The organism is Niveispirillum sp. GW835-FHT14G11, from assembly GCF_058793615.1.
In genome coordinates this window covers 247,131-269,832 of the sequence record NZ_JBXAFZ010000009.1, presented here as the reverse complement: position 1 = coordinate 269,832, position 22,702 = coordinate 247,131, and the positions used below count along the sequence as shown (strand labels likewise).

At 66.1% G+C, this 22,702-nt stretch carries 19 protein-coding genes; 9 read left to right on the top strand and 10 right to left on the bottom strand.

Features of this window, described 5'->3' with window-relative positions:
* The first annotated feature begins 53 nt into the window (after positions 1-53).
* From AC1Q7F_RS18240 to AC1Q7F_RS18225, 4 genes are read left to right on the top strand one after another with little or no spacing between them, the layout of a single operon-like run.
* The gene (locus AC1Q7F_RS18240; protein WP_492509426.1) at positions 54-1,127 is read left to right on the top strand and encodes an efflux RND transporter periplasmic adaptor subunit; all 1,074 of its coding nucleotides are present in this window, start codon (positions 54-56) and stop codon (positions 1,125-1,127) included.
* A gap of 56 nt (positions 1,128-1,183) precedes the next feature.
* Positions 1,184-1,870: an ABC transporter ATP-binding protein gene (locus AC1Q7F_RS18235; RefSeq protein ID WP_492509424.1), complete on the top strand. Its 687-nt coding sequence runs from the start codon at positions 1,184-1,186 to the stop codon at positions 1,868-1,870.
* Positions 1,867-3,024, top strand: coding sequence for an ABC transporter permease (locus AC1Q7F_RS18230; RefSeq protein WP_492509423.1), 1,158 nt, complete (start codon positions 1,867-1,869; stop codon positions 3,022-3,024). Before AC1Q7F_RS18235 ends, AC1Q7F_RS18230 begins: the two co-directional genes overlap by 4 nt.
* 16 nt (positions 3,025-3,040) lie before the next feature.
* Entirely contained in the window at positions 3,041-4,228 is a 1,188-nt protein-coding gene (locus tag AC1Q7F_RS18225) for an ABC transporter permease (RefSeq protein WP_492509421.1), read from the top strand.
* Positions 4,229-4,293: 65 nt separating this feature from the next.
* Here the strand turns inward: AC1Q7F_RS18225 and AC1Q7F_RS18220 are convergent, their stop codons facing one another.
* The 3 genes from AC1Q7F_RS18220 to AC1Q7F_RS18210 all read right to left on the bottom strand — a co-directional run bounded on the left by AC1Q7F_RS18220 (position 4,294) and on the right by AC1Q7F_RS18210 (position 8,714).
* The gene (locus AC1Q7F_RS18220; protein WP_492509419.1) at positions 4,294-5,202 is read right to left on the bottom strand and encodes an RNA polymerase factor sigma-32; all 909 of its coding nucleotides are present in this window, start codon (positions 5,200-5,202) and stop codon (positions 4,294-4,296) included.
* 230 nt (positions 5,203-5,432) lie between these two features.
* On the bottom strand, positions 5,433-7,559 hold the full coding sequence (locus tag AC1Q7F_RS18215; RefSeq protein WP_492509417.1) for a protein-disulfide reductase DsbD family protein: 2,127 nt from the start codon (positions 7,557-7,559) through the stop codon (positions 5,433-5,435).
* A gap of 96 nt (positions 7,560-7,655) precedes the next feature.
* A complete protein-coding gene (locus AC1Q7F_RS18210) occupies positions 7,656-8,714 on the bottom strand; it encodes a lysine-2,3-aminomutase-like protein (RefSeq protein ID WP_492509415.1) in 1,059 nt (352 codons plus the stop codon).
* 95 nt (positions 8,715-8,809) lie between these two features.
* On the opposite strand from AC1Q7F_RS18210, the gene AC1Q7F_RS18205 reads away from it, so the two are divergent.
* Complete coding sequence (locus tag AC1Q7F_RS18205) at positions 8,810-9,166, top strand: iron chaperone (RefSeq protein ID WP_492509413.1); 357 nt, start codon at positions 8,810-8,812, stop codon at positions 9,164-9,166.
* Here the strand turns inward: AC1Q7F_RS18205 and AC1Q7F_RS18200 are convergent.
* The 5 genes from AC1Q7F_RS18200 to AC1Q7F_RS18180 form a co-directional block, all read right to left on the bottom strand.
* Complete coding sequence (locus AC1Q7F_RS18200; RefSeq protein ID WP_492509411.1) at positions 9,156-9,665, bottom strand: methylated-DNA--[protein]-cysteine S-methyltransferase; 510 nt, start codon at positions 9,663-9,665, stop codon at positions 9,156-9,158. The two genes, AC1Q7F_RS18205 and AC1Q7F_RS18200, sit on opposite strands and share 11 nt — an antisense overlap.
* A 162-nt stretch (positions 9,666-9,827) precedes the next feature.
* Complete coding sequence (locus AC1Q7F_RS18195; RefSeq protein WP_492509409.1) at positions 9,828-11,639, bottom strand: DUF885 domain-containing protein; 1,812 nt, start codon at positions 11,637-11,639, stop codon at positions 9,828-9,830.
* Between the two features lie 118 nt (positions 11,640-11,757).
* Positions 11,758-13,569, bottom strand: a complete 1,812-nt coding sequence (locus AC1Q7F_RS18190) for a potassium/proton antiporter (protein WP_492509407.1) — start codon at positions 13,567-13,569, stop codon at positions 11,758-11,760.
* A 287-nt stretch (positions 13,570-13,856) separates the two neighbouring features.
* Entirely contained in the window at positions 13,857-14,864 is a 1,008-nt protein-coding gene (locus AC1Q7F_RS18185) for a DUF6607 family protein (RefSeq protein ID WP_492509405.1), read from the bottom strand.
* 25 nt (positions 14,865-14,889) lie between these two features.
* Positions 14,890-17,127 carry a TonB-dependent hemoglobin/transferrin/lactoferrin family receptor gene (locus AC1Q7F_RS18180; RefSeq protein ID WP_492509403.1) on the bottom strand — a complete coding sequence of 746 codons (2,238 nt, stop codon included), beginning with the start codon at positions 17,125-17,127 and terminating at the stop codon, positions 14,890-14,892.
* A 197-nt stretch (positions 17,128-17,324) separates the two neighbouring features.
* On the opposite strand from AC1Q7F_RS18180, the gene AC1Q7F_RS18175 reads away from it, so the two are divergent.
* Both AC1Q7F_RS18175 and AC1Q7F_RS18170 read left to right on the top strand, forming a co-directional pair.
* A complete protein-coding gene (locus AC1Q7F_RS18175) occupies positions 17,325-17,753 on the top strand; it encodes a hypothetical protein (RefSeq protein ID WP_492509401.1) in 429 nt (142 codons plus the stop codon).
* 198 nt (positions 17,754-17,951) lie between these two features.
* Positions 17,952-18,512, top strand: coding sequence for a hypothetical protein (locus tag AC1Q7F_RS18170; RefSeq protein ID WP_492509397.1), 561 nt, complete (start codon positions 17,952-17,954; stop codon positions 18,510-18,512).
* A 75-nt stretch (positions 18,513-18,587) separates the two neighbouring features.
* On the opposite strand, the gene AC1Q7F_RS18165 is transcribed toward AC1Q7F_RS18170, so the two are convergent.
* On the bottom strand, positions 18,588-19,343 hold the full coding sequence (locus AC1Q7F_RS18165) for a SapC family protein (RefSeq protein WP_492509396.1): 756 nt from the start codon (positions 19,341-19,343) through the stop codon (positions 18,588-18,590).
* A 434-nt stretch (positions 19,344-19,777) separates the two neighbouring features.
* Between AC1Q7F_RS18165 and gcvA the strand changes: the two genes are divergently transcribed.
* Complete coding sequence (gcvA, locus tag AC1Q7F_RS18160; RefSeq protein ID WP_492509394.1) at positions 19,778-20,680, top strand: transcriptional regulator GcvA; 903 nt, start codon at positions 19,778-19,780, stop codon at positions 20,678-20,680.
* Between the two features lie 370 nt (positions 20,681-21,050).
* On the opposite strand, the gene AC1Q7F_RS18155 is transcribed toward gcvA, so the two are convergent.
* Positions 21,051-22,076 (bottom strand): DUF2125 domain-containing protein, encoded by a 1,026-nt coding sequence (locus AC1Q7F_RS18155; protein WP_492509392.1) that lies wholly within the window; start codon positions 22,074-22,076, stop codon positions 21,051-21,053.
* A gap of 73 nt (positions 22,077-22,149) precedes the next feature.
* Here AC1Q7F_RS18155 and AC1Q7F_RS18150 point away from each other — a divergent pair, with 73 nt between their 5' ends.
* Complete coding sequence (locus AC1Q7F_RS18150; protein ID WP_492509390.1) at positions 22,150-22,701, top strand: gamma-glutamylcyclotransferase; 552 nt, start codon at positions 22,150-22,152, stop codon at positions 22,699-22,701.
* Position 22,702 lies beyond the last annotated feature (1 nt).

Genomic DNA, 22,702 nt, shown 5'->3' with positions numbered 1-22,702 from the left:
CGGTTCCGGCCGGGAGCCCGTGGGGGACCTTGTCTGGATGCTGGACGGATATGATGACCGATAAACGTGACCTGCTGCGCTCCCTGACCATTGAACGCCCGGCCGAGACGCCTGCGGCGGGTCTGCCGCCCCCGTCCGGCCTGCCGGGTTGGGTGAAGGGGGTGGGCGCCGTCGCCCTGCTGGCCCTGGGCGTGGCTGGCGGCGTCTATGGTCCGGCACTGCTGGGTGCCGATGAACCCGGTCCGGCGACGGCGCCCGCCGCAGCCGGCACCACGCAGCCGGCGGGCGGTGGGGCGGCATCCGCCGCCACGCCTAGTGCCGTTTCCGCCCCGCGCCCGTCCAACACGCTGGTGGCGTCGGGCTATATCGTGGCACGGCGCACGGCCACCGTGTCGGCGGAGATTACCGGCCGGGTGCAGGATGTGCTGGTCGATGAAGGCATGGTGGTGACCAAGGGCCAGGAACTGGCCCGGCTGGACGCCACCCTGGCCGGCATCGACCTGGATCTGGCCAAGGCCCGCGTCGCGTCGGCCCAAGCGCAGATCGAAGGGCTCGGCGCCGACCTGCGCGATGCCGAGCGCATTCTGACCCGCACTGCATCGCTGTCCAGGGCCTCCAACGCATCGGAGGCGGAACTGACGCGTGTGCAGGCGCGGACCGAAACCCTGCGCGCCCAGCTGAAGGGGGCCCGCGCCGAACTGGAGGTGGCCAGGATCTCTGTGGTCCGGCAGGCGGAGACGATGGACCGCCATATCGTGCGGGCCCCCTTCGACGGCGTGGTCATCGACAAGAACGCCCAGCCCGGGGAAATCATCTCGCCCATGTCATCCGGCGGCTTCACCCGCACCGGTGTCTGCACCCTGGTGGACATGGACAGCCTGGAGGTGGAGGTGGACGTGAACGAGGCCAATATCGGCCGTGTCCGCCCCGGCCAGAAGGTGGAGGCGCTGCTGGACGCCTATCCGGACTGGAAGATCCCGGCCAGCGTCATCGCGGTGGTGCCGCGCGCCAACCGCGACAAGGCCACGATCAAGGTGCGCATCAAGCTGGAACAGCGCGACACCCGCGTCCTGCCCGACATGGGCGCCAAGGTCACCTTCCTGGACGCACGGCCGGCCGGGAACTGAACCATATCGTTTTGATCAACCGGCATCGGGAACGGCCGGCAATTGGGGGAAGAACCATGACGGCACTGATCAGCATCCAGGGTGGGGCCAAGCGCTTCGTGAAGGGGCGGGAAACCATCACCATCTTCGACCATCTGGACATGACCATTGAGGCAGGCGACTTCATTGCCATCATGGGGCCGTCGGGGTCCGGCAAGACGACCTTGCTGAACCTGCTGGGCGGTATCGACCGCGCCACGGCCGGGTCCATCACCTTCGCCGGGCAGCGGCTGGACCAGATGGGCGAGGGGCAGTTGTCTTCCTGGCGGGCCGCCAATGTCGGCTTCATCTTCCAGTTCTACAACCTGATGCCCATGCTGAACGCCGCCCGCAATGTCGAGCTGCCGTTGCTGCTGACCAAGCTGGGGGCGGGCGAGCGGCGCAAGCGGGTGGAGACAGCCCTGCAGATCGTCGGCCTGGCGGAACGCGCCAAGCATTTCCCGCGTGAGATGTCGGGCGGTCAGCAGCAGCGCGTGGCCATTGCGCGTGCCATCGTCGCCGATCCCCGCATGCTGCTCTGCGACGAGCCGACGGGCGATCTGGACCGCAAGACCGCGGACGAGATCCTGTCCATGCTCCAGCTTTTGAACAAGGAAATGGGCAAGACCATCATCATGGTCACCCATGACCCGGAAGCCGCGCGCTATGCCTCCCGTGTCCTGCATCTGGACAAGGGCCGTTTTGTCGAGCAGGTGGCGGCATGACCGACTTCAGCCTGATCCTGGCCAACCTGTTCAGCCGCAAGCTGCGCGCCGCCTTGATGATCGTGGCGATCTTCTTCGCCTTCCTGATCTTCGGCGTGCTGGCCGGCGTGCAGAACGGCTTCAACAATATCGGCGGCAGTGCGGGCGAGAACCGGCTGGTCACCGTCAACAAGATCAACTTCACCCAGCCCATGCCCATCTCCTATATCGAGCGCATCCGCGCGGTGCAGGGGGTGGCCAATGCCAGCTACGCAAACTGGTTCGGCGGTTATTACCAGGACCCCAAGCAGCAGCTGGTCACCTTTGCCGTCGATCCGGAATCCTATCTGGATATCTATGCCGACGACATTTCCCTGCCGGCCGAACAGCGGGCGGCCTTCTTGGCCGACCGCACGGGTCTGCTGATCGGACGCAAGGTTGCCAACCAGTATGGGTGGAAGATCGGCGACCGCATTCCGCTGAACTCCAACATCTACACCAACAAGAGCACCGGCAAGCAGTCCTGGGACTTCACCTTGGTCGGCATCATGGAGCCGGCGCGGGAGGAGGCGGATACCGGCTATGTCCTGTTCCACCATGCCTATTTCAACGAATCGGTGACCTTCGGCCAGGATACGGCCGGCTGGGTCGTGGTGCAAACCGCCGACAAGGCGCTGAACACCAAGGTGGCCACGACGATTGACGAGATGTTCGCCAATTCCCCGGCCGAAACCGCCACCGACACGGAGAAGGCGTTCAACCAGGCCTTTGTCGGCCAGTTGGGCAATATCACCCTGATCATCACCCTGGTGGTGGGGGCGGCGTTCTTCACCATCCTGATGATCGTCGGCAATACCATGGCCATGGCCGTGCGCGAACGCACCAAGGAGATCGGGGTGATGAAGACCCTGGGCTTCCCGTCGCCGCGTATCTTCAAGCTGGTGCTGGGCGAATCGATCCTGCTGGCGGCCATCGGCGGCCTGCCGGCCCTGGGGCTGGCAACCGTTCTGTTGAACTGGATGAAGACGTCGGTCGGCTTTACCGGTCTGGCGCTGACCCCGCCCTATCTGGCGCTGGGACTGGCCATCATGCTGGCGCTGGGTCTGATCACCGGCATCATCCCAGCCTGGAACGCGCTTCGGCTGAACATCGTCACCGCCCTCGGGCGGCAGTGAGCGGGGAAGACATCACATGCGCATCTTCAATCAGATCCTCGCCGTCTCCGCCATCAACCTGAAAAGCCTGCCACAGCGTTTCTGGCTGTCCCTGTCCACCGTGGTGGCCGTGGCGCTGGTGGTGATGGTGCTGCTATCCTTCCTGGCCATGGCGGCCGGGTTCCAGCGCACCATCAACGGCACCGGCTCCGACAATATCGCCATCCTGCTGCGTGACGGTTCGCAGCAGGAGGTGAATTCCGTGGTCATGCTGGATCAGGTGCGCCTGGTCGGCGAAGCACCCGGCCTGGTGCGCAAGCCCGATGGCAATCCACTGCTATCGGCCGAGCTTTACGTCATCGTCGACGGCAAGAAGCGCTCCACCGGCCTGAAATCCAACCTGCCCCTGCGTGGCATCGGGCAGGATGGCGCGGCGCTGCGCGACGGGCTGACCATCACAAAGGGCCGCATGTTCGAACCGGGCAGCAACGAGATCGTGGTGGGCGAGGGCCTGACGCGGGAATTCGCCGGCTTCGACCTGGGCAATGAGGTGAAGCTGGGCACCGCCACCTGGAAGATCGTCGGCACCTTTTCCATGAACGGGTCGGTGTTCGAAAGCGAGCTGTGGGCCGATGTGAGCGTGGTGCAATCCATGTTCCGCCGTGGCAACAGCTTCCAGACCGTGCGTGTGCGGCTGGAAAGCCCCGACGCCATCGAGACCTTGCGCACCTATGTTGCCAATGAACCGCGCCTGAAGCTGGAGGTCTCGTCGGAGAAGGGCTATTTCGCCGGCCAATCATCGGGCACGGTAAAGCTGATCCGCAATGCCGGCTGGCCGCTGGCCATCGCCATGGCCATCGGGGCGCTGGCCGGGGCGCTCAACACCATGTACAGCAGCGTGGCGGCACGGGCGCGAGAGATCGCCACCCTGCGCTGCCTGGGCTTCGGCGGTTTCCCCAGCTTCGTGGCGACATTGCTGGAAAGCTTGGTCCTGTCGGCCATCGGCGGCGGGCTGGGAGCCGTTATCACCTTCCTGGCCTTCGACGGGTTCAGCACCTCCACCCTGGGCGAGGGCTTCACCCAGATCGTGTTCACCTTCACCCTGACCCCGGCCCTGATCACCCAGGGTGTAGTCCTGGCTCTGATCGTCGGCATGATCGGCGGCTTCTTCCCGGCCTTGCGCGCCGCCCGCCTGCCCATCGTCGCCGCCTACGCGCAGGGGTAGGAAAGCCTCGGGCACCGGTTTGTAAGAAGGCCCGGTGATCATCATGATCACCGGGCCTTGTTCATTCACGCCATGGCCATCGCCGCCGTGCGCCGGCCCAGCGCCATCGGGGGTACGGAGGGGGCAACCTCCGCCTGCGAGCGGACACGGCGTACCACCTTCTTGTAGGCGCCGCTTTCGATCTGGCGGATACGCTCCTTGCTGACCCCATATTGACGGGCCAGCGTCTCCAGCGTCACCGGCTGGTCGGCCAGGTTGCGGGCGGCGAAGATGTGCCGCTCGCGGTCGCCCAACTGGGTCAGGGCGTCCTTCATCAGGGCACGACGCGCCGTCAACTCCCCCATTTCGGCCAGCCGTTCCTCCACGCTTTCCGTCTCGTCGGCCAGCATGTCGATGGCCTCATGGTCGCCATCCTCACCCACCGGCACGTTCAGCGAGCTGACGGGTGTTGCGAAACGATGTTCCATCTCGCGCACGTCGGCCAAGCTGGCGTCCAGGGTTTCGGCCACCTTCTGGGCCTCCGCATCGCTCATCACCCGGTCATGGATACCCAGCCGGCGCTGGGTCTGGCGCAGGTTGAAGAACAGGCGCTTCAGCGTGGCGGTGTTGCCGCCCTTCAGCAGCGACCAATTATGCAGCACGAAGGACTGCACCTCTGCCCGTATCCACCACAGGGCATAGGTGGCCAGCCGGAAGCCGCGGCCGGGATCGAAGCGCTGCACGGCCTTGACCAGACCGATATTGGCCTCCGACACCAGGTCGGCGATGGGCAAGCCCGAACGCGCATATTTGCCCGCCACCTTCACCGCCAGGCGCATATGGGAATGGACAAGCTTGTCGAAGGCGCGGCGGTCTTGATGTTCAACCCAGTCGCGCGCCAGCTGCGCCTCCTGCTCCGGCAGCAGCATCGGGTAACGGTTGGCCTGCGCCGTGAAGTTCCGCAGGAATTCGCCGCTATCGTTATAAGAGGCCATGATCTCTTCTCCCCGGGGGTCGCAGGCCGCAAGGGCGGCCCGGGCGCGCCCACCCGTCTTAGAATAATTCTAAGATAGGATGCCGGTATGCGGGCCGCAAGCCCGCCCGGGGTTCTATCCGTAAGGACATAGCGGCCCGTCGTCCCCGGCATTGCTCTTCAGGGGCAACAACGACCGGTGGAGAGAAGTTCCCCCCTTCGCCGTCTTCACGTGTCGGTTGCGGGGCGGGCCTACGCCGCCGGCAACCCCGCCAGCGCCTCCAGCACGATCCCTTCCGTCAATATCTGCGGCAGGATCACCGGTTCCGCCTTGCCGGGCAGGTACAGAAGATAAAGCGGAACGCCGCTGCGCCCGTGGCTTTCCAGGACGCGGGCGATGGTGGCGTCGCGGTTGGTCCAGTCGCCCTTGAGATAGCTCACACCCTTGTCGGCCAGCGCCTTGCGCACCGCGTCGCCCGACAGCGACGTGCGCTCATTCACCAGGCAGGTGACGCACCAGGCGGCGGTGAAATTTACGAAGACCGGCTTGCCCTGGCCGGTCAGCTCCGCCTGGCGTGCCGGCGTCCAGGGCTCGAACCCGGCAGCGGTGGTGCCGCCGGCCGCCGTTAGGGAAGCGGCGACAGGCGTGGTGGTCGTGGCACCGACCACGGCGCCCAGCAGCAGGGCGAGCGCCGCACCCGTGCCCAGTCCACGACCGACCGTGCCCGCATAGCGCGTCTGGCCATAGAGCCAGGCGGCGAAACCGATGGCCACCATGCCGGCCAGGACGATGGCCAATGCCGCCGGCCCCGCCTGGATCGACAGCACCCAGACCAGCCAGGCGGCGGACGCGTAGAGCGGGAAGGCCAGCACCTGCTTGACCCGGTCCATCCAGGCGCCGGGTCGCGGCAGCCGCGCCAGCAGAGCGGGAGAGAAGGACAGGGCCAGGAATGGCAGGGCCATACCCAGGCCCAGCGCCAGAAACACCGACAGGGCCACGGGCCAGGGCTGGGTGATGGCATAGCCCAGGGCCGTGCCCATGAAAGGCGCCGTGCAGGGCGTGGCCACCACGGTGGCCAGCACGCCGGTGAAGAAGCTGCCGGCCAGCCCGTCACGGCCCGCCAGCCCCTGCCCCACACCCATCACCGATCCGCCCAGCGTGAACACGCCCGACAGCGACAGGCCCAGCAGCAGCATGACATAGGCCAGGATGGCCACAACCGGCGGGTCCTGCAACTGGAAGCCCCAACCGATGGCGGCCCCGCCGGCCCGCAGGGCCAGCAAGGCGCCCGCCACGATGGCGAAACAGACCAGCACCCCGGCCGTATAGGCCAGCCCGTGGCGGCGGGCATGCTCGGGCCCGTGTTTCAGCAGGGCCAGCGCCTTCATCGACAGGACGGGGAAGACGCAGGGCATCAGGTTCAACACCGCCCCGCCCAGCAGGGCCAGCAGCAAGGCCATGGCCCAGCCCGTCTGGATGGTGGCACTTGGTGTGATCACCGGCGTGCCCACCACCGGCTCCACGGCCGGGGCCAGAACACGGGCCTCCAAGGCCAGGACATGCGCCGTCTCCTGCCCCTGATATTCCTCGGTATAGCGCAGGACGCCGGTGACCGGCCCTTCCGGCAACGCCCCGCCCGGCACCAGGGACAGGGTCAGGCCGGTTTCGTCCACGGTCGCTTCCTGCGCACCGTTCGAACTGGCAACCTTGTAATCGTGGGGGAAGAAGAAGGCGTCCCTGATCGTGTGTCCCCGCAGGGCAGGGTCGGCCAGGGTCAGGCGGTGCGTGCCGCTGCCCGGCGCCAGCGTGACCAAATGGGCACTGGGTACCGGCAGGCTGGTCCGGGCGTCATGGAACAGCGACGCCGCATCCGGGTCCAGCAGGGCGCTACCCACCGCCACCGGCACGGTCAGCGACAGGTCGGCACTCTCCGGAATGCAAATCTCCTCGCAGACCAGCCAGTCGACCTTGGCATCCAGCTTTACCGTGCCACCCGGCTTCACATCCTGCGGCACGCTCAGGGGCACCAGCAGATGCACCTGATCCTCATACCCGAAATTGACCAGCGGGCCGATGGGAAAGCGGGTGGGGGCGGGCCAGACGATGGCACCGGCCTTCCAGCCATCGGGCAGGGTCCATTTGATCTCGGTCGGGATGCCGCTGTCGCCGGGATTGATCCAGTAGGTGTGCCAGTGCGGGCGGATCTTCTGGGTCAGGGCCGCCCAGACCGTCTGACCCGGCGCCACACCCCTGGTTTCCAGGGTGATGAAGGTTTCCACATTGTCCGTCGCCACGACATTGGAGCGGACGGGCTCCGCCTGGGCGGCACCGGCCAGCAGCAGCAGGGCGGACAGCACGGAAAGGCCGAGTTTCTTCATCACCACAACCATGCGTGAGGGCAACCGCATCCTATGTAATGTGCCGGTGCCCTTTCAGCCAGTGCCGCTTTGGCCGCAGATGCCTGAATCCGGACATTAATCGCGATAGGCGTGCCGGTTCCCGCGCGGGTCCTCCACCTGCCACTCTCCGTCAGCCACCGGCGTCAGGTAACTTTCGGTCAGCGGCACCTTCCCGTGCCCGCCGGGAATGTCCAGGATATAGGTGGGCTGGCACAGGCCCGACACGTCGCCGCGCAGCGCCTTGATCAGGGCACGGCCCTCCGCCACGCTGGTACGGAAATGCGATGTACCCTTGGCCAGATCGCCATGGTTCAGGTGATAGGGCTTGATCCGGTTGGACACCATGGCGCGGAAGGTGCGGGTCAGCGTCTCGACATCGTCATTCACGCCGGCCATCAGCACACTCTGGCCCAGCATGGGGATGCCGGCATCGACCAGCCTTGCCACCGCCGCCCTGCCCTCATCCCCGAATTCCCGCCAATGGTTGGCATGCAGCACCACCCAGGTGGCGATGCGCGGGCCCTTCAGCGCCGCCAGCATCTCCCCATCCACGCGGGCCGGATCGACCAACGGCACGCGGGTATGGATGCGCACCAGCCCCAGATGCGGGATGGCGTTCAACCGCGTAATGATCTCCCCCATGCGCCGGGGCGACAGGATCATCGGGTCGCCACCGGTCAGGATGACCTCCCAGATCTCCGGATTGCCGGCGATATAGGCGATGGCGGCGTCCAGTTCGTCGGCATTCAGCGCGTCCGACCCCGGCCCCACCATCTCGCGCCGGAAGCAGAAGCGGCAATAGACCGGGCAGGCATGCACGGGCTTCAGCAGCACCCGGTCCTTGTAGCGATGCACGATGCCCTTCACTGGCGTGAACGGATCGTCGCCGATCGGATCGGCCAGTTCCTCATCCCGAATGTCCAGTTCGCGCGCATCGGGCAGGAACTGGCGGCCCACCGGGTCATGCGGGTCGGTCGGATCGATCAGATCGGCCATGGTCGGCGTCACCGCGACCGCGAACTGGGCGGCCACCCGCTCCAGTTCCGGCAGGGTGGCCGTGTCCACCAGGCCCTGATCCGCCAGATCGCGGACATGACGAAGGGTTCTGGGACGGGGGGCGGGATCGCGTGGCATGATGGGCCCTATGGGCGCCAAGCAGCGGCTGCCTGTCAAGCGACGGGCCGGCGGGGCCGCCATGCTCCCCCGTTTCAACGCAGGAGAAGATCTTCATGGTGCAGTCCAAGGCCGCCACTGTCGATGCCTATCTGGCCGAGGCAGACCCCGCCCGCCTGCCCTGGCTGTCCCGCATCCGGGAGGTGGCGCGGGCAAGCTTGGCCGGACATGTGGAGGAAATGCAGTGGGGCATGCCCGCCTACAGCATCGATGGCCGCGCGATCTTCGCCTTTGCCAGCCAGAAGCAGCATGTATCGCTGTACCTGACCGGCATCAAGGTCCCGCCACAGCATGAAGCGGCCGTGGCCCGTCTGGACCATGGCAAGGGCTGCATCCGCTTCCGCAAACCGGAAACCATCGATTTCGAGCTGCTGGCGGCATTGTTGAAGGATGGGACATCCCTCACCCCGTGACATCCGCCCCCTCATGCCGCAGCAGCCATGCCTTGCGGTGCAGCCCGCCACCATAGCCGGTCAGCGACCCGTTGGCGCCGATAACGCGGTGGCAGGGCACGACGATGGCGATGGGGTTGGCACCATTGGCCAGACCCATGGCACGCATCGCATTGGGCTGGCCGATGCGCAACGACATGCCGCCATAGGTCGATATCTCCCCCGGCTTCAGCCGTCGCAGCTCCGCCCAGACGCGGGTCTGGAACGGCGTGCCGTTGGTGGCGGTGGGCAAGGTGTCGGGGGCCGTCAGGTCCCCGTTGAAATAGGCGGCCATCGCATCGCCCACACGCTCGGGCAGTTTCCCGTCCGTCACGGCGGCACTGCCATAATGCCGGCGCAGCAGCCGATCCATGCGCGGCCGGTAATCCTCGAAATCCAGGGCGCGCAGGGTGCCGGCATCATCGGTAACGATCAGGGCGGTGCCGATGGGTGTGGACAGGGTGGAAAGGGTCAGACGCATCTGGCTCGGGTCCCGGAAAATGGCGACGGGGGAAAGGGGTAGCACGACCCTTCCCCCGTCGCTGGCGGTTATCGGACCTCTGTGCCGATTTTATTGAGACAAGACTCAAGCATGTTGATCAAAATCCGGGCCGGAACCGGCGTTCCGGCCCGATCTTTACCCTTACGCCTTGGACCAAGCCTCAACCTGCTCCTGCAAAATCGACAAGGGCAGGCGACCATTCTTCAGCACCGTGTCGTGGAAGCCGCGCATGTCGAACCGCGCCCCCATGCGCTTCTTCGCCGCCTCGCGCAGTTCCAGGATCTTCAGCATGCCGATCTTGTAGCTGGTGGCCTGACCCGGCCAGCCAATATAGCGGTCGATCTCGCGCGCCGCCCCGATCGGGTCCATGGGCGTGTTGGTGACGAAATAATCGATGGCCCTCTGCCGGTCCCAGCGCTTGGCATGGATGCCGCTATCCACCACCAGCCGGACGGCGCGCCACAGCTCCGCGACCAGCCGGCCGTAATCGCTGTAGGGGTCCTGGAAGAAGCCCATCTCCTTGGCCAGATACTCGGTATAGAGCGCCCATCCTTCCCCGAAGGCGGAATAGCCGCCGCCGAATTTCTGGAAATCGGGCACGCCGTCCAGTTCCTGGGCGATGGCCATCTGCATGTGATGGCCGGGAATGCCCTCGTGATAGGACAGTGTCTCCAGCCCATAGCGCGGGCGGGCGCGCATGTTGGACAGGTTGACATAATAGATGCCGGGCCGCTTCCCGTCGGGCGAGGGGCCGTTATAGAAGGCGCTGGACGTGCTCTTCTCGCGGAATTTCTCCACGGCGCGCACTTCCATGGGTGCCTTGGGCTGCAGGTTGAACACCAGGTCCAGCTTGACCTTGATGGCATCGACATAGGCAGCCGCCTGTTTCAGATAATCCGCCCGCCCCTCCTCGCTGTCGGGGAAATAGAAACGGTCATCGTCGCGGGTATAATTGAAGAAATCGGTCAGGCTGCCCTTGAACTCGACCTTGGCCATGATGGCCCTGATCTCGCCATGGATGCGCTTCACCTCCTCCAGACCGGTCTTGTGGATATAATCGGCACTCAGCGGCAGCGAGGTCCAGCGCTTCAGGCAGGAGGCGTAGAAGGCCTGGCCCTGGGGCAGGCGCCAGACGCCATGGTCGGGATTGGCGCGCGGCGCCGCCCCTTGCAGCCACTTGATCAGCGACAGATAGGCCGGCGCCACGCCGTCCCGCATCGCCGCCGCCGCCTTCTCCACCAAGGCCGCCTTTTCGCCGGCGGGCAGGTCCAGCTTCTCGATCTTGGCGCGAAGGTCAGCGAATAGCGGCGCTTCCACCCCCGATTCGGGCTCCACCGGCCTGCCCTTGATCTGGTTGCGCGACACGGTGATCAGGTCGGGGAAGAAATAGCGCGGTGGCAGCACGCCGGCAGCTTCCGCCAGACGCAACCGTTCCTCGACCTGCCCGAAATACCGGGGAAATTGCAGCAGGCGGGAAATATAGGCCTCGGCGTCGGCCCGGCTCTCCACCTTGTGCTGGTTGATCAGCTGGACCGGCAGGTTGGTGTGCGGGCCGCTGACCATGGTCAGGATGTACTGGTGGTGGCGCCAGGGGAAATCCTCCACCCGGTCCTCAACCCGCTCGCGGAACAGGCGGGCATAGAGCCGGGCCGTATCCGACAGCTTGTCCTCGGGGAACTCCCGCGTCAGGCGGGCCAGATCGGCCTTGGCCTGCTCCAGCTCCGCCACGGCGCGGGCCTCGCTGGCATCGTCCAGCTGGTCATAGCCGATCTTGCGGCCCAGCTGCATGGCACGCAGCGGGCTTTCCGCGATATCGCGTTCAAAAATCTCGGCGAAGAAGGCAAAGAGCCCCTTGTCGCCCGGCCCCTCGGCGGCGAGGACGATGGGCACAGGCAGCAGGGCTAGGGCGGCGGTGCCACCGCCCAGCGCCAGCAGATGACGACGAGAGATCATGGAAGGAACACCCGTTATTATTCATGTCCGATGAAAGCAGGGTGCCTGTCCGGCGTTCAAGGTCAAGGGCTTGATGAACTGGCACCGTGCCGGCAGGGTGCCAATTTACCGTGAAGGTTCAGTCCCCCGTGGCGGCCTGCCGGCGTAGCGGCTGTGACAGGCGGCGTCGGATGCGGGTGCCGGCGGCGTGCAGCCGGTCGCGGAACCCGATCCAGCCTGTGGCCGGCGGCGTCAGGTCGATACCCACCACCGATACATTGCCGCCTTCCAGGGCCACGACGATCAGGTCCATCTCCCCCACCCGCACCCGGTCGCCCAGCGACGGATCATGGCCCAGCCGATGACACATCAGGCCGGACAGCGTCAGGGACGGATCATCGCCCGCATCGAACCCGTACATGCCACCCACAGCCATGGCCGGCATATCACCCTGGATCTGGAAATCACCGGCGGGCCGATCCTCATCGAACGCTTCGACCTTGCGGCCGAACAGCCGGTCCATGACCGCCAGCGCCGACCCGTCGCCCATGGCCAGCACCGTGTCGCCCGGCTGCAACCTGTTGGCATCCTCCGGCCGCACGGGCCGCCCGTTCTGGATCAGGGCCAGCAATTGCACCGATTCGGGAATGATCAGCTTGCCCCGCCCCTTCAGCGCCGCCTCGCTGTCGCGTGCGACCGTGAACACGGCCAGCTGCCCCGCCCCGTCGGGCAGGTCCACATCGGCCCGGCTGGGTGGTTCCGGCTGCGGTGGTGCCAGCAGGCCCAGGAAGCGCGCCGCCGGCCCCACGGTCCAGCCCTGGATCAGCAGCGACAGCAGCACCACGACAAAGGCCACGGCGAAATAGACCTCGGCATTGGGCACGCCGGCCAGCACCGGCATGGCGGCCAGCACCATGGGCACCGCCCCGCGCAGACCCACCCAGGAGATATAGGTCAGTTCCGGCAGGGTGAACCGGAAGGGCAGCAGGCCGGCAAACACCGCGACAGGCCGCGCCACCAGCATCAGCACCAGCGCCACCAGCACACCCGGCAGGATATAGGGACCCAGCTGCGACGGCGTGACCAGCAGGCCCAGCATCACGAACAGCCCGATCTGCGCCAGCCAGGCCAGTCCGTCATGGAAACGGCGGATCAGCCGGTCGGCCTTGTGCGGGCGGTTGCCCAGGATCAGGCCGGCCAGATAGACGGCCATGAAGCCGGAAGCCCCCGCCGCCTGCGCGCCGCCGAACAGGAACAGGGAAAAGGACAGGGCCAGGATCGGGTACAGCCCGTCCGCCAAATCCAGCTTGTTGACCAGCCAGACCAGCGCGAAACCCGCCGCCACGCCGAACAGCACGCCGCCCACCAGCTGCTGCACCAGTTCCAGCACCAGATGCAGCGGCTGCAGATCGCCCGGTGTGGTCAAGGCGGTGACGGCCAGCAGGGTCAGCAGCACGGCCATCGGGTCGTTCAGGCCCGATTCGACCTCCAGCGTGGCGGAGATGCGGCCACGCAGCGCCAGCCCGCGCAGATTAAGCAGAAAGAACACCGCCGCGGCATCGGTGGACGCGATGATGGACCCGACCAGGAACCCCTCCATCCAGCCCACATCCAGGACGAGACAGACGAAGGCGCCCGTGATCAGAGCTGTGATCAGCACCCCGCCAGTGGCCAGGCTCAGTGCCGGCCAGCGGGCCAACCGGAACGTGTCGGCATGGGTGCGCAACCCCCCATCAAACAGGATAACGGCGAGCGCGGTGGAGCCCATCAGATAGGCCAGCTTGAAATCGCCGAAATGGATGCGGCCGGGCCCGTCCTCCCCCGCCAGCATGCCCAAGCCTAGGAATACCAGCAGCAGCGGCGCACCCAGGCGCGAGGAGATGCGGCCGGCCAGAATGGACAGCAACAGCAGCAAACCTGCCAGGAAGATCATCTCGTTGACGGCTTCCACGCCCGCACCCTCTTACAGACCGGTGACCTTCTGATCGCCACTATAGGCATGTCCCATACCGGGCCATGACCATTTCGCCACGATTGTGACTTGCAAAACACAGGTCGGGTACTGAGCGAAAGGATAGCGGGCGATGCCGTATGGCCTATGACCGGGAAGGCAGGGTTAAGGTTTGAAAAAAGGCGCCATCAGAATGCGAACGGGCGGACCAACCCCCGCTGGTCCGCCCGTTGCAATGTCATCCGGGGCTGTCGGCACATAATACCGCCGACAGCCCCGGACGCGCGTCACCCCCGCGACGCGCCGGCCGTGGCGGCGGCCGGTCTCGTTGAAGCCGTGATCAGGTGGCGGGCCTGGGACACGGCGTCGGCCGTGCCCGTCTCACCCTTGGCCACCTTGTCGGCCAGTTCCATCAACTGCTTGCCGGTGCTGGAGCCGTTTTCCGCCTCCTGCACCAGGTGGATGCCGCCATTGCGGGCGGCGACATCGTCCCATTCCTTGCGCACGGCAGCCCAGAAGGTGCCGGTCTTGGCCATGTAATCGTCGGCCGCCTTGAAATCGAACTCCGTGGACGGGACATAGCTGTTCAGCACCACCTCATGCACGATGGTGGCGGGCTTGCCGTCGCGGATGCCGACCTTGGCATTGTCCTGCTCATGCACCCAGCCCTGATGGGTCAGCGCATGGCGGTTGGTGCCGACATAATGGTCATAGACCGGCTTGCGGATTGCATCGCGACGGGCCAGCGGCCGGGCCGTCTCGCCGCTGATCCAGCGATGCTCGCCCCGGTCATGCTTCCAATAGCCGACACTGCCATAGCGCGGGCTGTCATCGGTCTGCCAGACGGTCTGGGCCCAGGCGTCGGTACGCTGCGCCGCCGGCACCGGCGTGACCGTCCACCGATCCGTGCCCTCATAAGTCAGCACGGTTTCCGGCTCATAGATCCAGTCCTGGCGCCAATGCTTGATGATGAAGGGCTTGTCGTTCTCGTCCTTGACGACCAGCAGATGCTGAAGCCGGATCGTGCGGCCGGTATCCTCGATGACGCGCACGGCCTCATACCCGCCGCTGCGCTTGGGCTCGAACGGCTCATAGCCAGGGGCGATGGCAACCGTCTCGCGGAAATCGAACTTCACGCGATAGGTGCCGGCCATGGCCAGGATGGTTGCCCGGTCGGCGTGAAAGGCGGTGCAGTCCGCCTTGCCGCAATCGGCCGTATTGCTGGCCTGGGCGAAGGCCGGGGCTGCCGCCAGCAGCGCCAGGACCGTCAGACCGGATTTCAGGGAGATGTTCATCGGGGGGTTTCCTTGAGAGGCCTGCTCAGAGCTTCACGGTCAGCGAGACGCTGACATTGCGGCCCGGCTGGGTATAGCTGTCACGGACGGCGGAGCTTTCGGCGATGCCGCGCACATCGCTCCACCACGCGTATTTCTTGTCGGTGATGTTGAAGATCCCGGCGCGCAGCGTCGCCATCTCCGCCACCTGCCAGCGGGCGGTGGCATCCAGCACGATGAAATTGTCGGGCCGGAAGCAGGGCAGGCTGCTACCCGCGGTGGGGCGCAGCGGATCCGAACAGGTCCCGGCAACCCTGCCCTTGGCCTTCCGGGCCGAATAGATCGCCGACAGGCTGGCGCCGAAGCGGCCATCCTCGGGCTCTTCCCAGCTCAGGCCCAGCGACAGTTTCACCGGGTCGATGCTGTCCAGCGGGGCCTTGGTCCCCCCCCGATCCTGCGTGCCCTTGGTATAGGCGGCACCACCGATCAGGCCGAAGCCCTGGCCCACGTCCCAATTGCCCTTGGCTTCCAGGCCCTGAATGGTGACCTCGGCCACGTTGATATACTGATAGGTGGCGGGGTTGGCGGCCGTGAAATTGCCGGACACCTGTACTTGGTCAATGAAGTCGTCGTACCAGCCCTTGAAGCCCGTCACCGAGGCCTGCCAGTCGGCACCGCGCAGGCGCACGCCCGCTTCCACGGTCTGGCTGGTTTCCGGCTTCAGATCAGGGTTGGAGATGGAACGGTAATTCTGCAACGGGTTGGCAAAGCCGGTATTCACCTGGCTCGGGGCCGGGGCCTTGAAGCCCTCCGCATAATTGGCGAACAGGCCGGCATTGTCGTTCAGCCAGTACAGGGCGGCGAACTTGGGCGAGAAATGATCATCGCTCTGCCCCGTGGCCACGGCCGTGAACAGTGGATCGTTCTTGGGATCGATCTTGTAATAATCGTAGCGGATGGCCGGATAGAGCGACAGCGCGCCGTTAGCCAAGCTGATCTCGTCCTGGATGAACAGGCCGGCCAGCGTATGGTCGGTGGTCGGGAAGGCACGGGTCGGGAAGGTCTCACCGGCCGGGGCCACGGTGCCGTCACGGGTCCCCATCTGTTGGGTCAGCGAGTAATCGCCGCCATAGACCAGCAGATGGTCGATCCCATCGCCCGTGATGCGCGTGCTGGCATCGACATTCAGGCCCGTGACTTTGTTGTCGAAGGTGTTGATGCGCAGGCGGTCGGCCGCCGTGTTGCGGTCCTCGCTGGCGTACTGCATCGTGTCGCTGTCCTGGCGGTACAGCGTCCAGTGCAGGCTGTCCAGCAGGCCGCCATCGGCCGGATTGTAGCGGTGATCCAGGCTGACACGCTCGCGGCGGGTTGTGTCATTGGCCTTCAGGCCCAGCACGCTGGTGCTGGCCAGCGGCGGCACGGCCACGGCGGTCAGCACATCGGCCGTCATGTCATGGTCGAACAGCTCATAGGTCAGACGCAGTACATGTTCCGCCGTCGGCTGCCAGACCAGCTTGGCCAGAGCGGAATTGTCGCCGATATCCTGCGGATTGGCCTTGGTCCGGGTGATGTTGGCGGTGTTGACGGTACCCTTGGTTTCCGTCTCCTTGGTGTCGCGGCGGTTATAGGCGAACATGGCGGACCAGGCGCCGGCCTTGCCGGCCAGGACCATGCCTTTGCCCCAGCCCCGGTCCGCTTCGGTATAACCGACCTTCACCTCGCCGCCATAGGACCGGCCATCCGCGATGAAGTCGGACGGATCCTTGGTGACGAAGCTGACCGCACCGGCCAGGCCATCGGAACCATAAAGGGCCGAAGCGGGGCCGCGCAGGATCTCCACCGATTTCAGCAGATCCAGATCGACATAGTCGCCACGGCCCACCGATTGTCCGCCAAAGGCAAAGGCGTCGGGTGCGCGGATGCCATCGGTCTGGATCAGAACGCGGTTGCCTTCCAGGCCACGGATATTGAAGCCGCTATTGCCATCGCGGCCGGTATTGGCGCCAGCCGCCGTGAAGCGGGAGGGAGAGGAACGGACAGACACGCCGGGTTCATGCCGGATCAGTTCCTTGATGTCGGTAACCAGCCGGTCCTTGATCTTCTGCTGATCGATGACGCTGACCGTGGCCGGTGCTTCCACCGTTTCCATAGGCGTACGGGTGGCGATGACCGTGATCTCGCTGACCTGGGTGTCGGCGGCCTCGGCCACCTGCACATCCTGTCCGATGGCCGGGCTGGCCAAAGCGATCATCACCAGGGGCAGCGCCGTCATGTTCCGCCGCATTTCAATCCTGCTCCACACTCAATTGCGAACCGTTCTCAGTTTGATAGTAGGAATGAGTGTGAGAATCAATATCATTTTGTCAGACAAGGTGGATTTCTCATCTGCTCTGCCGGAACCGGAGCCCGGCCTACCCGTTTCCCCTCCAATCCCGGCCCGTGCCGGCAACGCTCCCCCATGGTGGGAATGAGAGGGCTCAGATGCGTACCTTGATGCTGATAACCGGGTTTGCCGCAGTGCTGCTGACCGGTGCCGCCAATGCCCAGCAGAGTGCGTCGCCCCAGCAGGGCGAGTTGAATACGGTCCAGACCCTGGGCACCATGCGCGCCACCAATGGCGGCGCCCCCGGGACGGGCAGCAAGCCCGACGGGCATGGCGGCACGGTGAAGGACAAATCCCTGGCGGCCCCCGCCAACCTGTTTAATGAAAAGCCGCCCGAGACCCTGTCCAGGACCATCGGCCAGACGGAGGATGCGAAGATCATGGCGGGGCCGATAGTGTCCGGTCCCGCTGGGTCCGTGGCCATCGCGCGGCCGGAGGATTACAAGGCCACAGGCGAGCCCTTGCTTATCGCGCCCTATGCCAAGCGCATGAAGGTGGAAAACAAGTCCAAGGATGGGCGCAAATAGGCCGGATCAAGGCGCCTGAACACCGATTATGGCGGGAAAGCGCCTGTCAGGACGCTGAATTGCCGCGGAAATTCCCGAACCATGCCCGAACCTCGTCCCGGCGATGCCACGCTTGAGGTGCTTCATGACGCTGTCAGGGGAAACGACGAAGCCACAAGGCGACGCGCCCCCCACGAGACAGAGAACTGGAGGATCCACATGCGTAGCTCCGTGATGCTGATGACCGGCCTGACCTTCGCCCTGCTGACTGGTGCTGCCCAGGCGCAGCTGTTGGGCGGCAACGGCTCCGCCGGGCTGGGCGGCAGCGTGCAGGGCGTTGCTGGCACGACGCTGGGCGCCAATGGTGCCGCCGGTCTGCAATCGGGCCTGAATGCCGGCTCTACCCTGGACCAGACACGCGGCACGGCCAGCCGCCTGAAGCACGATGTCTCCACCAAGGCGGATAAGGCGGGCGACAAGGCCAAGGAAAAGGCCGCGACCACCACCGCGACCACGGCGGACGCCGCCAAGAGCACCGTGACCGGCGCTGCAACCACAGCCAATGACGCCGCCAGTGCCACCACCCAAACGGCCGCCAGTGCCACCACCACGGCCGGCAGCGTGACCACGGCGACGGGTGCCACCGTGACGAAGGCCGCCGACAAGCCGGCCGCCAGCCCCACCCCTGAAGCCAAGCCCAGCACGACCCCGGCTCCAACGGTGACGGCGGACGTGAAAGCCGACGCCAAGGTCGAAACCAAGCCGGCCCAGGCCAAGTAATCCAGCCTTGAATGAGAAACGGCCCCGGCGATTTCCCGCCGGGGCCGTCTTCACGTCAATTCATGGCACCCGCAATCAACCAGCCTTGGGCAGCCGGTCGATCAGGTTCTGCCAGCGGCCCAGCGACACGAAATGCGCATAGACCAGGCCGATCCAGTTGCGCTTGCGCCATTCCAGGAAGGTCTCGTCCGGCAGGGCGTTGAACTTGTTCTCGTCGATGATGCGGAAGCCGGACAGCGACAGCTGCTTGCCGTCGGGCGTCACCACCTCGGCGCGCTGCTCGACCAGCAGGCCCAGCTTCTCCACCTCTTCGCAGAAGGCCTGGGTCTGGCGGGCCGACTGGTTGAAGGCCACGCAGTAATTCAGGATCTCTTCGCCTTCCTTGGTGCCCTTGCCGTCGATGAACAGCGCCAGGTCGCCTTCAGCGCCAGCACCCCGCACCAGGATCTCCTCATCCTCTTCCATGATCAGGACCAGACGCTTGTCTTCCGGCATCTCGACCAGGATGAACGGATAGCGGCCGATATAGGCGGGAACCTGGGAATTCGGCGCCCAGAAACCATCCTCGCGCACGAACAGGTTCTCACCCGCGCGCAGGCCGGTCAGGGCCATCACGCCCGCCGACGGGCCGGGGCCGAAGACCAGCGGGTAATGGTTCTGCAGCTGGGGCATCTCTTCCGCCAGCACCGGGACGGCGTGGATCTTGGCGGCGTACTTGAAGGTGCGGTTGCGCTTGACCTTCACATCGCCATGGCGCTGCGCGCTCACGGCGACGGGGTTATTGTACAACAGCGGCATCTGTTGGGCGTCGGCGTTGGCGACGTCGGTCATCTTGGTCGGTCCCGGCAATCTATCAGGCATGGGGCGGCCGTCCGCCCGGCACTAGGGTGCCTCTCAACTGCCGCAAACCACCCCCCCTGTCAATGGCGCTGGCACGGACAAACCGGGGCGAAACGGCAGAAAAGAAGGCTGAACAGCATGGCGAAGGGCCAGCTGGCGGGTTCGGGCACGAAAGACCGGCGGATCATGACGGCGGCTCCATCAAAGAGTATGGGATGTCGTTGGTCCCGATCATCGCGGATCGCCGGCTTGACGTCGAACATCAATCCAATACAGTGGCTGTAACTTTATGTTATAGCTGCTTCCTCAGGCGCCGGACGGGCGCATTCGCGCCCTTGGCTCACGCCGCTACCAAGCGGCGGGCCGGCGGTCGCCGGCCTCCAACGGCCATGGGAAATGACCGTTGGTCAGACCGTGGAGATGCCATGCGCCGCCTGCCACCCCTCACACACCTGCGCGCCTTCGAGGCAGCAGCCCGCCATGAAAGCCTGAGCCGGGCGGCGGAGGAGTTGAACGTGGCCCATCCCGCCCTGTCGCGGCAGATCCGGGACCTGGAGGCCTGGCTGGGCTGCCAGCTGTTCACCCGGCATAATCGCGGCCTGTCGCTGACCGAGGCCGGGCGCGCCTATCGCGATGCCGCCGTGGCCGCCTTCGATCTGCTGGAGTCGGCCACGGGCCTGCTGCGCGCCGCACCGCCGCTGGCCGGTCGCGCCCGTCTGATCCTGTCGGTGGAACCCTCCTTCGCACAGCGATGGCTGATCCCCCGGCTGGGCGGGTTCCGCGCCCGCCACCCGGAGGTTGAGGTTGTGGTGGACGCCACTCGCGCGCCGGCCGATTTCCGCAAGGGCGGGTCCGATCTGGGCATCCGCTATGGCAGCGGCCCCTGGCCGGGGCTGCAGGCGCAGTTGCTGTCCACCGTCGTGAACTTCCCCGTCTGCGCGCCCCACCTCGCTGCCACCCTGCCGGCCGACCCCGCCCGGCTGCTGGATGGCGACCTGCTGCTGGAGGAGATGGACATGCCCTGGCATTCCTGGTTCCGGGCAGCCGGTGTGGCGGTGACGGCGCCCCTGCGCGGAACCCGCTTCTATGATGCCGGCAACGCCATGGATGCCGCCGCCGCCGGACAGGGTCTGGCCCTGGGCGATACGATCCTGGCCGCCGACGATGTGGCGGGGGGCCGGCTGGTCCGGCCCTATCCGCAGACCGCCATCTATGATGCCTATCATCTGGTCGCCCCCGCCCCACATTTCCGCCGCCCGGCCGTGAAGGCCTTCGCGGATTGGGTCACGCAAGCCATGCACGCCTTCCAGGTCGAACGGGCGGAGTGAGCGCGCCGGCCGCCGTCATTCTCGTATGGATAGACTTGGCATCGGGTTTCACCTATATTGGGGAGGAAGGTGGGACGGAGGTTCGAGCTCCGGCCCACCCTCTCCTAGGCCCTTATCCCAACAGGATGACGACGTGCAGAACACGCCGCCAAACCGGGATGCGGAGCACCAGGAGACACGACTTCTTACGCATGTCGTACCTCCATGAGCGGCGGGCCGGGGAATTCCGACCCGCCGCTTCCATATTCGGCATGATTGGAGGCCGGCGACCGCCGGCCCGGCGCTCGTGCGCCGTAAGCCAAGCCGCCGGATGGCGGCGCCCGGCGCGTGAGGGAACACGAAATCTCCCAATAGGCGACATCCCCCCGCTTCAGTTCCACGGAATCGGCGGCAGGGTCGCGACATGCAGCGGGCCCAGAAACAGTTGGCTGTTCTTCAGCACCATGGGCACCGACAGGACGCTGCGGCCATCATCGGTGCGCCGGCCCAGCATGGCCATTCCGGCCTTCGCCCCCTCGGCCTGCTCGCGCCGCAGGCTGCCATTTTCGACCAGCATGTCGATCAGCGCCTCCCCACCCGACAGTTCCGCCGCCCCCTTGCCGGCCGGTTGCATGGCGCCGTCCAGCGCCAGGGTGGCATTGGCGCGCAAATCCATGCCGCTCCACAGCAGGCGGGCCCCCAGGATCTCCAGTGTGCCGCCCCCGTCGCGCCAGGCAGTCATCCCTTCCACGCTCGGCTTGGCCGGCAGCGGGCCACGCGGCTCATAGGACAGGGCAAGCTGTTCGATGCGCGGCTTCAGGGGCGGTGGCACGGCCCCCGGCAGGTCCAGGTCGCGGACCAGCAGGTTGATCTGGCCCTGCGGATCGGTCGGCCCCTCCGGCGCCTTGGCCGGCGCCGTCCAGGTCACCACGGTCTGGGCCGCGGTCAGGGGCGCCTCGCCTAGCGTCCGCACGCCCGTCAGCGTGGCGGTGACCAGACGTGGCTTGCCGTTCAGGCCCAGTTCCGCCCGCCCCACCAGCCCCGTGACCGTACCGCTGACCGGTGCGTGGCGGGCGGAGCCGGCCAGGTCCAGCTGCAGCGGTGCCGCCGCCTCAATCCCGATATCCAGCGGTGACCAGGCCCAGGCTGACAGGGTGAGTGGCCCCGTCTGCACCACGGTACCGCTGGGCCATTGCGCCCGCAGCCCCGACAGGGCCACGGTCAGGCGCAGGGGAAAGCCGGCCACGACGGGTTGGTCCAGCACCAGTTCCACGCCCTTCTCCGCCGCCCTGGCCGGCGCATCGGCCAGCGCCTGGCGCAACCGCCAGGCCGCCGCCGCCCAATAGGCCGTATAGGCCAGCAGCAGCAGGATCAGAATGGACAGGGCCAGGAACAGGGGACGGGAACGGCTGAGCATGGGATATCCGCGTTGGCAGGGGGCAGGGCTTGCGCTACCATTTTGCGATTGCGAGATGGAACCGGCAACCGGAATGACCGATACCGACCCCGTAGCTGAATTCGACCACCCGCCCGGCGCTGACCTCTGGGTTTTCGCCTATGGGTCGCTGATGTGGAATCCCGGCTTCGATTTCGTGGAAAAGCGGGAGGGATTGCTGCGGGGATATCATCGCGGCTTCTGCATCTACAGCCACCAGCATCGCGGCACACCGGAACGGCCGGGGGCGGTGCTGGGGCTGGACCGGGGCGGGTCCTGCCGGGGCATGGTCTATCGGGTGGCGGCCGATGCCGCGCCGGGGGTGCTGGATTACCTGTGGCAGCGGGAAATGGCCTATCGCGTCTATATCCCCCGCCGCATGCGGGTGAGGACGGCGGCCGGCGATGTGCCGGCCCTGACCTTCACCGCCGACCCGGCGCATGCACAATATTGCGGGCGGCTGGGGCTGGACGGTACGGCGGCCCTGATCCGCCAGGGTGTCGGTCAGTCCGGCCGCAATGTCGATTACCTGACCAACCTGATCGACCATCTGGCCCAGCTGGGCATCCGCGACCGGGGGCTGGGGGAGTTGGCGGCACGGGTGTAAA

Coding starts and splice junctions, on each gene's coding strand:
- AC1Q7F_RS18240 (WP_492509426.1), top strand. CDS start 54: ATGACCGATAAACGTGACCTGCTGCGCTCCCTGACCATTGAACGCCCG.
- AC1Q7F_RS18235 (WP_492509424.1), top strand. CDS start 1,184: ATGACGGCACTGATCAGCATCCAGGGTGGGGCCAAGCGCTTCGTGAAG.
- AC1Q7F_RS18230 (WP_492509423.1), top strand. CDS start 1,867: ATGACCGACTTCAGCCTGATCCTGGCCAACCTGTTCAGCCGCAAGCTG.
- AC1Q7F_RS18225 (WP_492509421.1), top strand. CDS start 3,041: ATGCGCATCTTCAATCAGATCCTCGCCGTCTCCGCCATCAACCTGAAA.
- AC1Q7F_RS18220 (WP_492509419.1), bottom strand. CDS start 5,202: ATGGCCTCTTATAACGATAGCGGCGAATTCCTGCGGAACTTCACGGCG.
- AC1Q7F_RS18215 (WP_492509417.1), bottom strand. CDS start 7,559: ATGAAGAAACTCGGCCTTTCCGTGCTGTCCGCCCTGCTGCTGCTGGCC.
- AC1Q7F_RS18210 (WP_492509415.1), bottom strand. CDS start 8,714: ATGCCACGCGATCCCGCCCCCCGTCCCAGAACCCTTCGTCATGTCCGC.
- AC1Q7F_RS18205 (WP_492509413.1), top strand. CDS start 8,810: ATGGTGCAGTCCAAGGCCGCCACTGTCGATGCCTATCTGGCCGAGGCA.
- AC1Q7F_RS18200 (WP_492509411.1), bottom strand. CDS start 9,665: ATGCGTCTGACCCTTTCCACCCTGTCCACACCCATCGGCACCGCCCTG.
- AC1Q7F_RS18195 (WP_492509409.1), bottom strand. CDS start 11,639: ATGATCTCTCGTCGTCATCTGCTGGCGCTGGGCGGTGGCACCGCCGCC.
- AC1Q7F_RS18185 (WP_492509405.1), bottom strand. CDS start 14,864: ATGAACATCTCCCTGAAATCCGGTCTGACGGTCCTGGCGCTGCTGGCG.
- AC1Q7F_RS18180 (WP_492509403.1), bottom strand. CDS start 17,127: ATGCGGCGGAACATGACGGCGCTGCCCCTGGTGATGATCGCTTTGGCC.
- AC1Q7F_RS18175 (WP_492509401.1), top strand. CDS start 17,325: ATGCGTACCTTGATGCTGATAACCGGGTTTGCCGCAGTGCTGCTGACC.
- AC1Q7F_RS18170 (WP_492509397.1), top strand. CDS start 17,952: ATGCGTAGCTCCGTGATGCTGATGACCGGCCTGACCTTCGCCCTGCTG.
- AC1Q7F_RS18165 (WP_492509396.1), bottom strand. CDS start 19,343: ATGACCGACGTCGCCAACGCCGACGCCCAACAGATGCCGCTGTTGTAC.
- gcvA (WP_492509394.1), top strand. CDS start 19,778: ATGCGCCGCCTGCCACCCCTCACACACCTGCGCGCCTTCGAGGCAGCA.
- AC1Q7F_RS18155 (WP_492509392.1), bottom strand. CDS start 22,076: ATGCTCAGCCGTTCCCGTCCCCTGTTCCTGGCCCTGTCCATTCTGATC.
- AC1Q7F_RS18150 (WP_492509390.1), top strand. CDS start 22,150: ATGACCGATACCGACCCCGTAGCTGAATTCGACCACCCGCCCGGCGCT.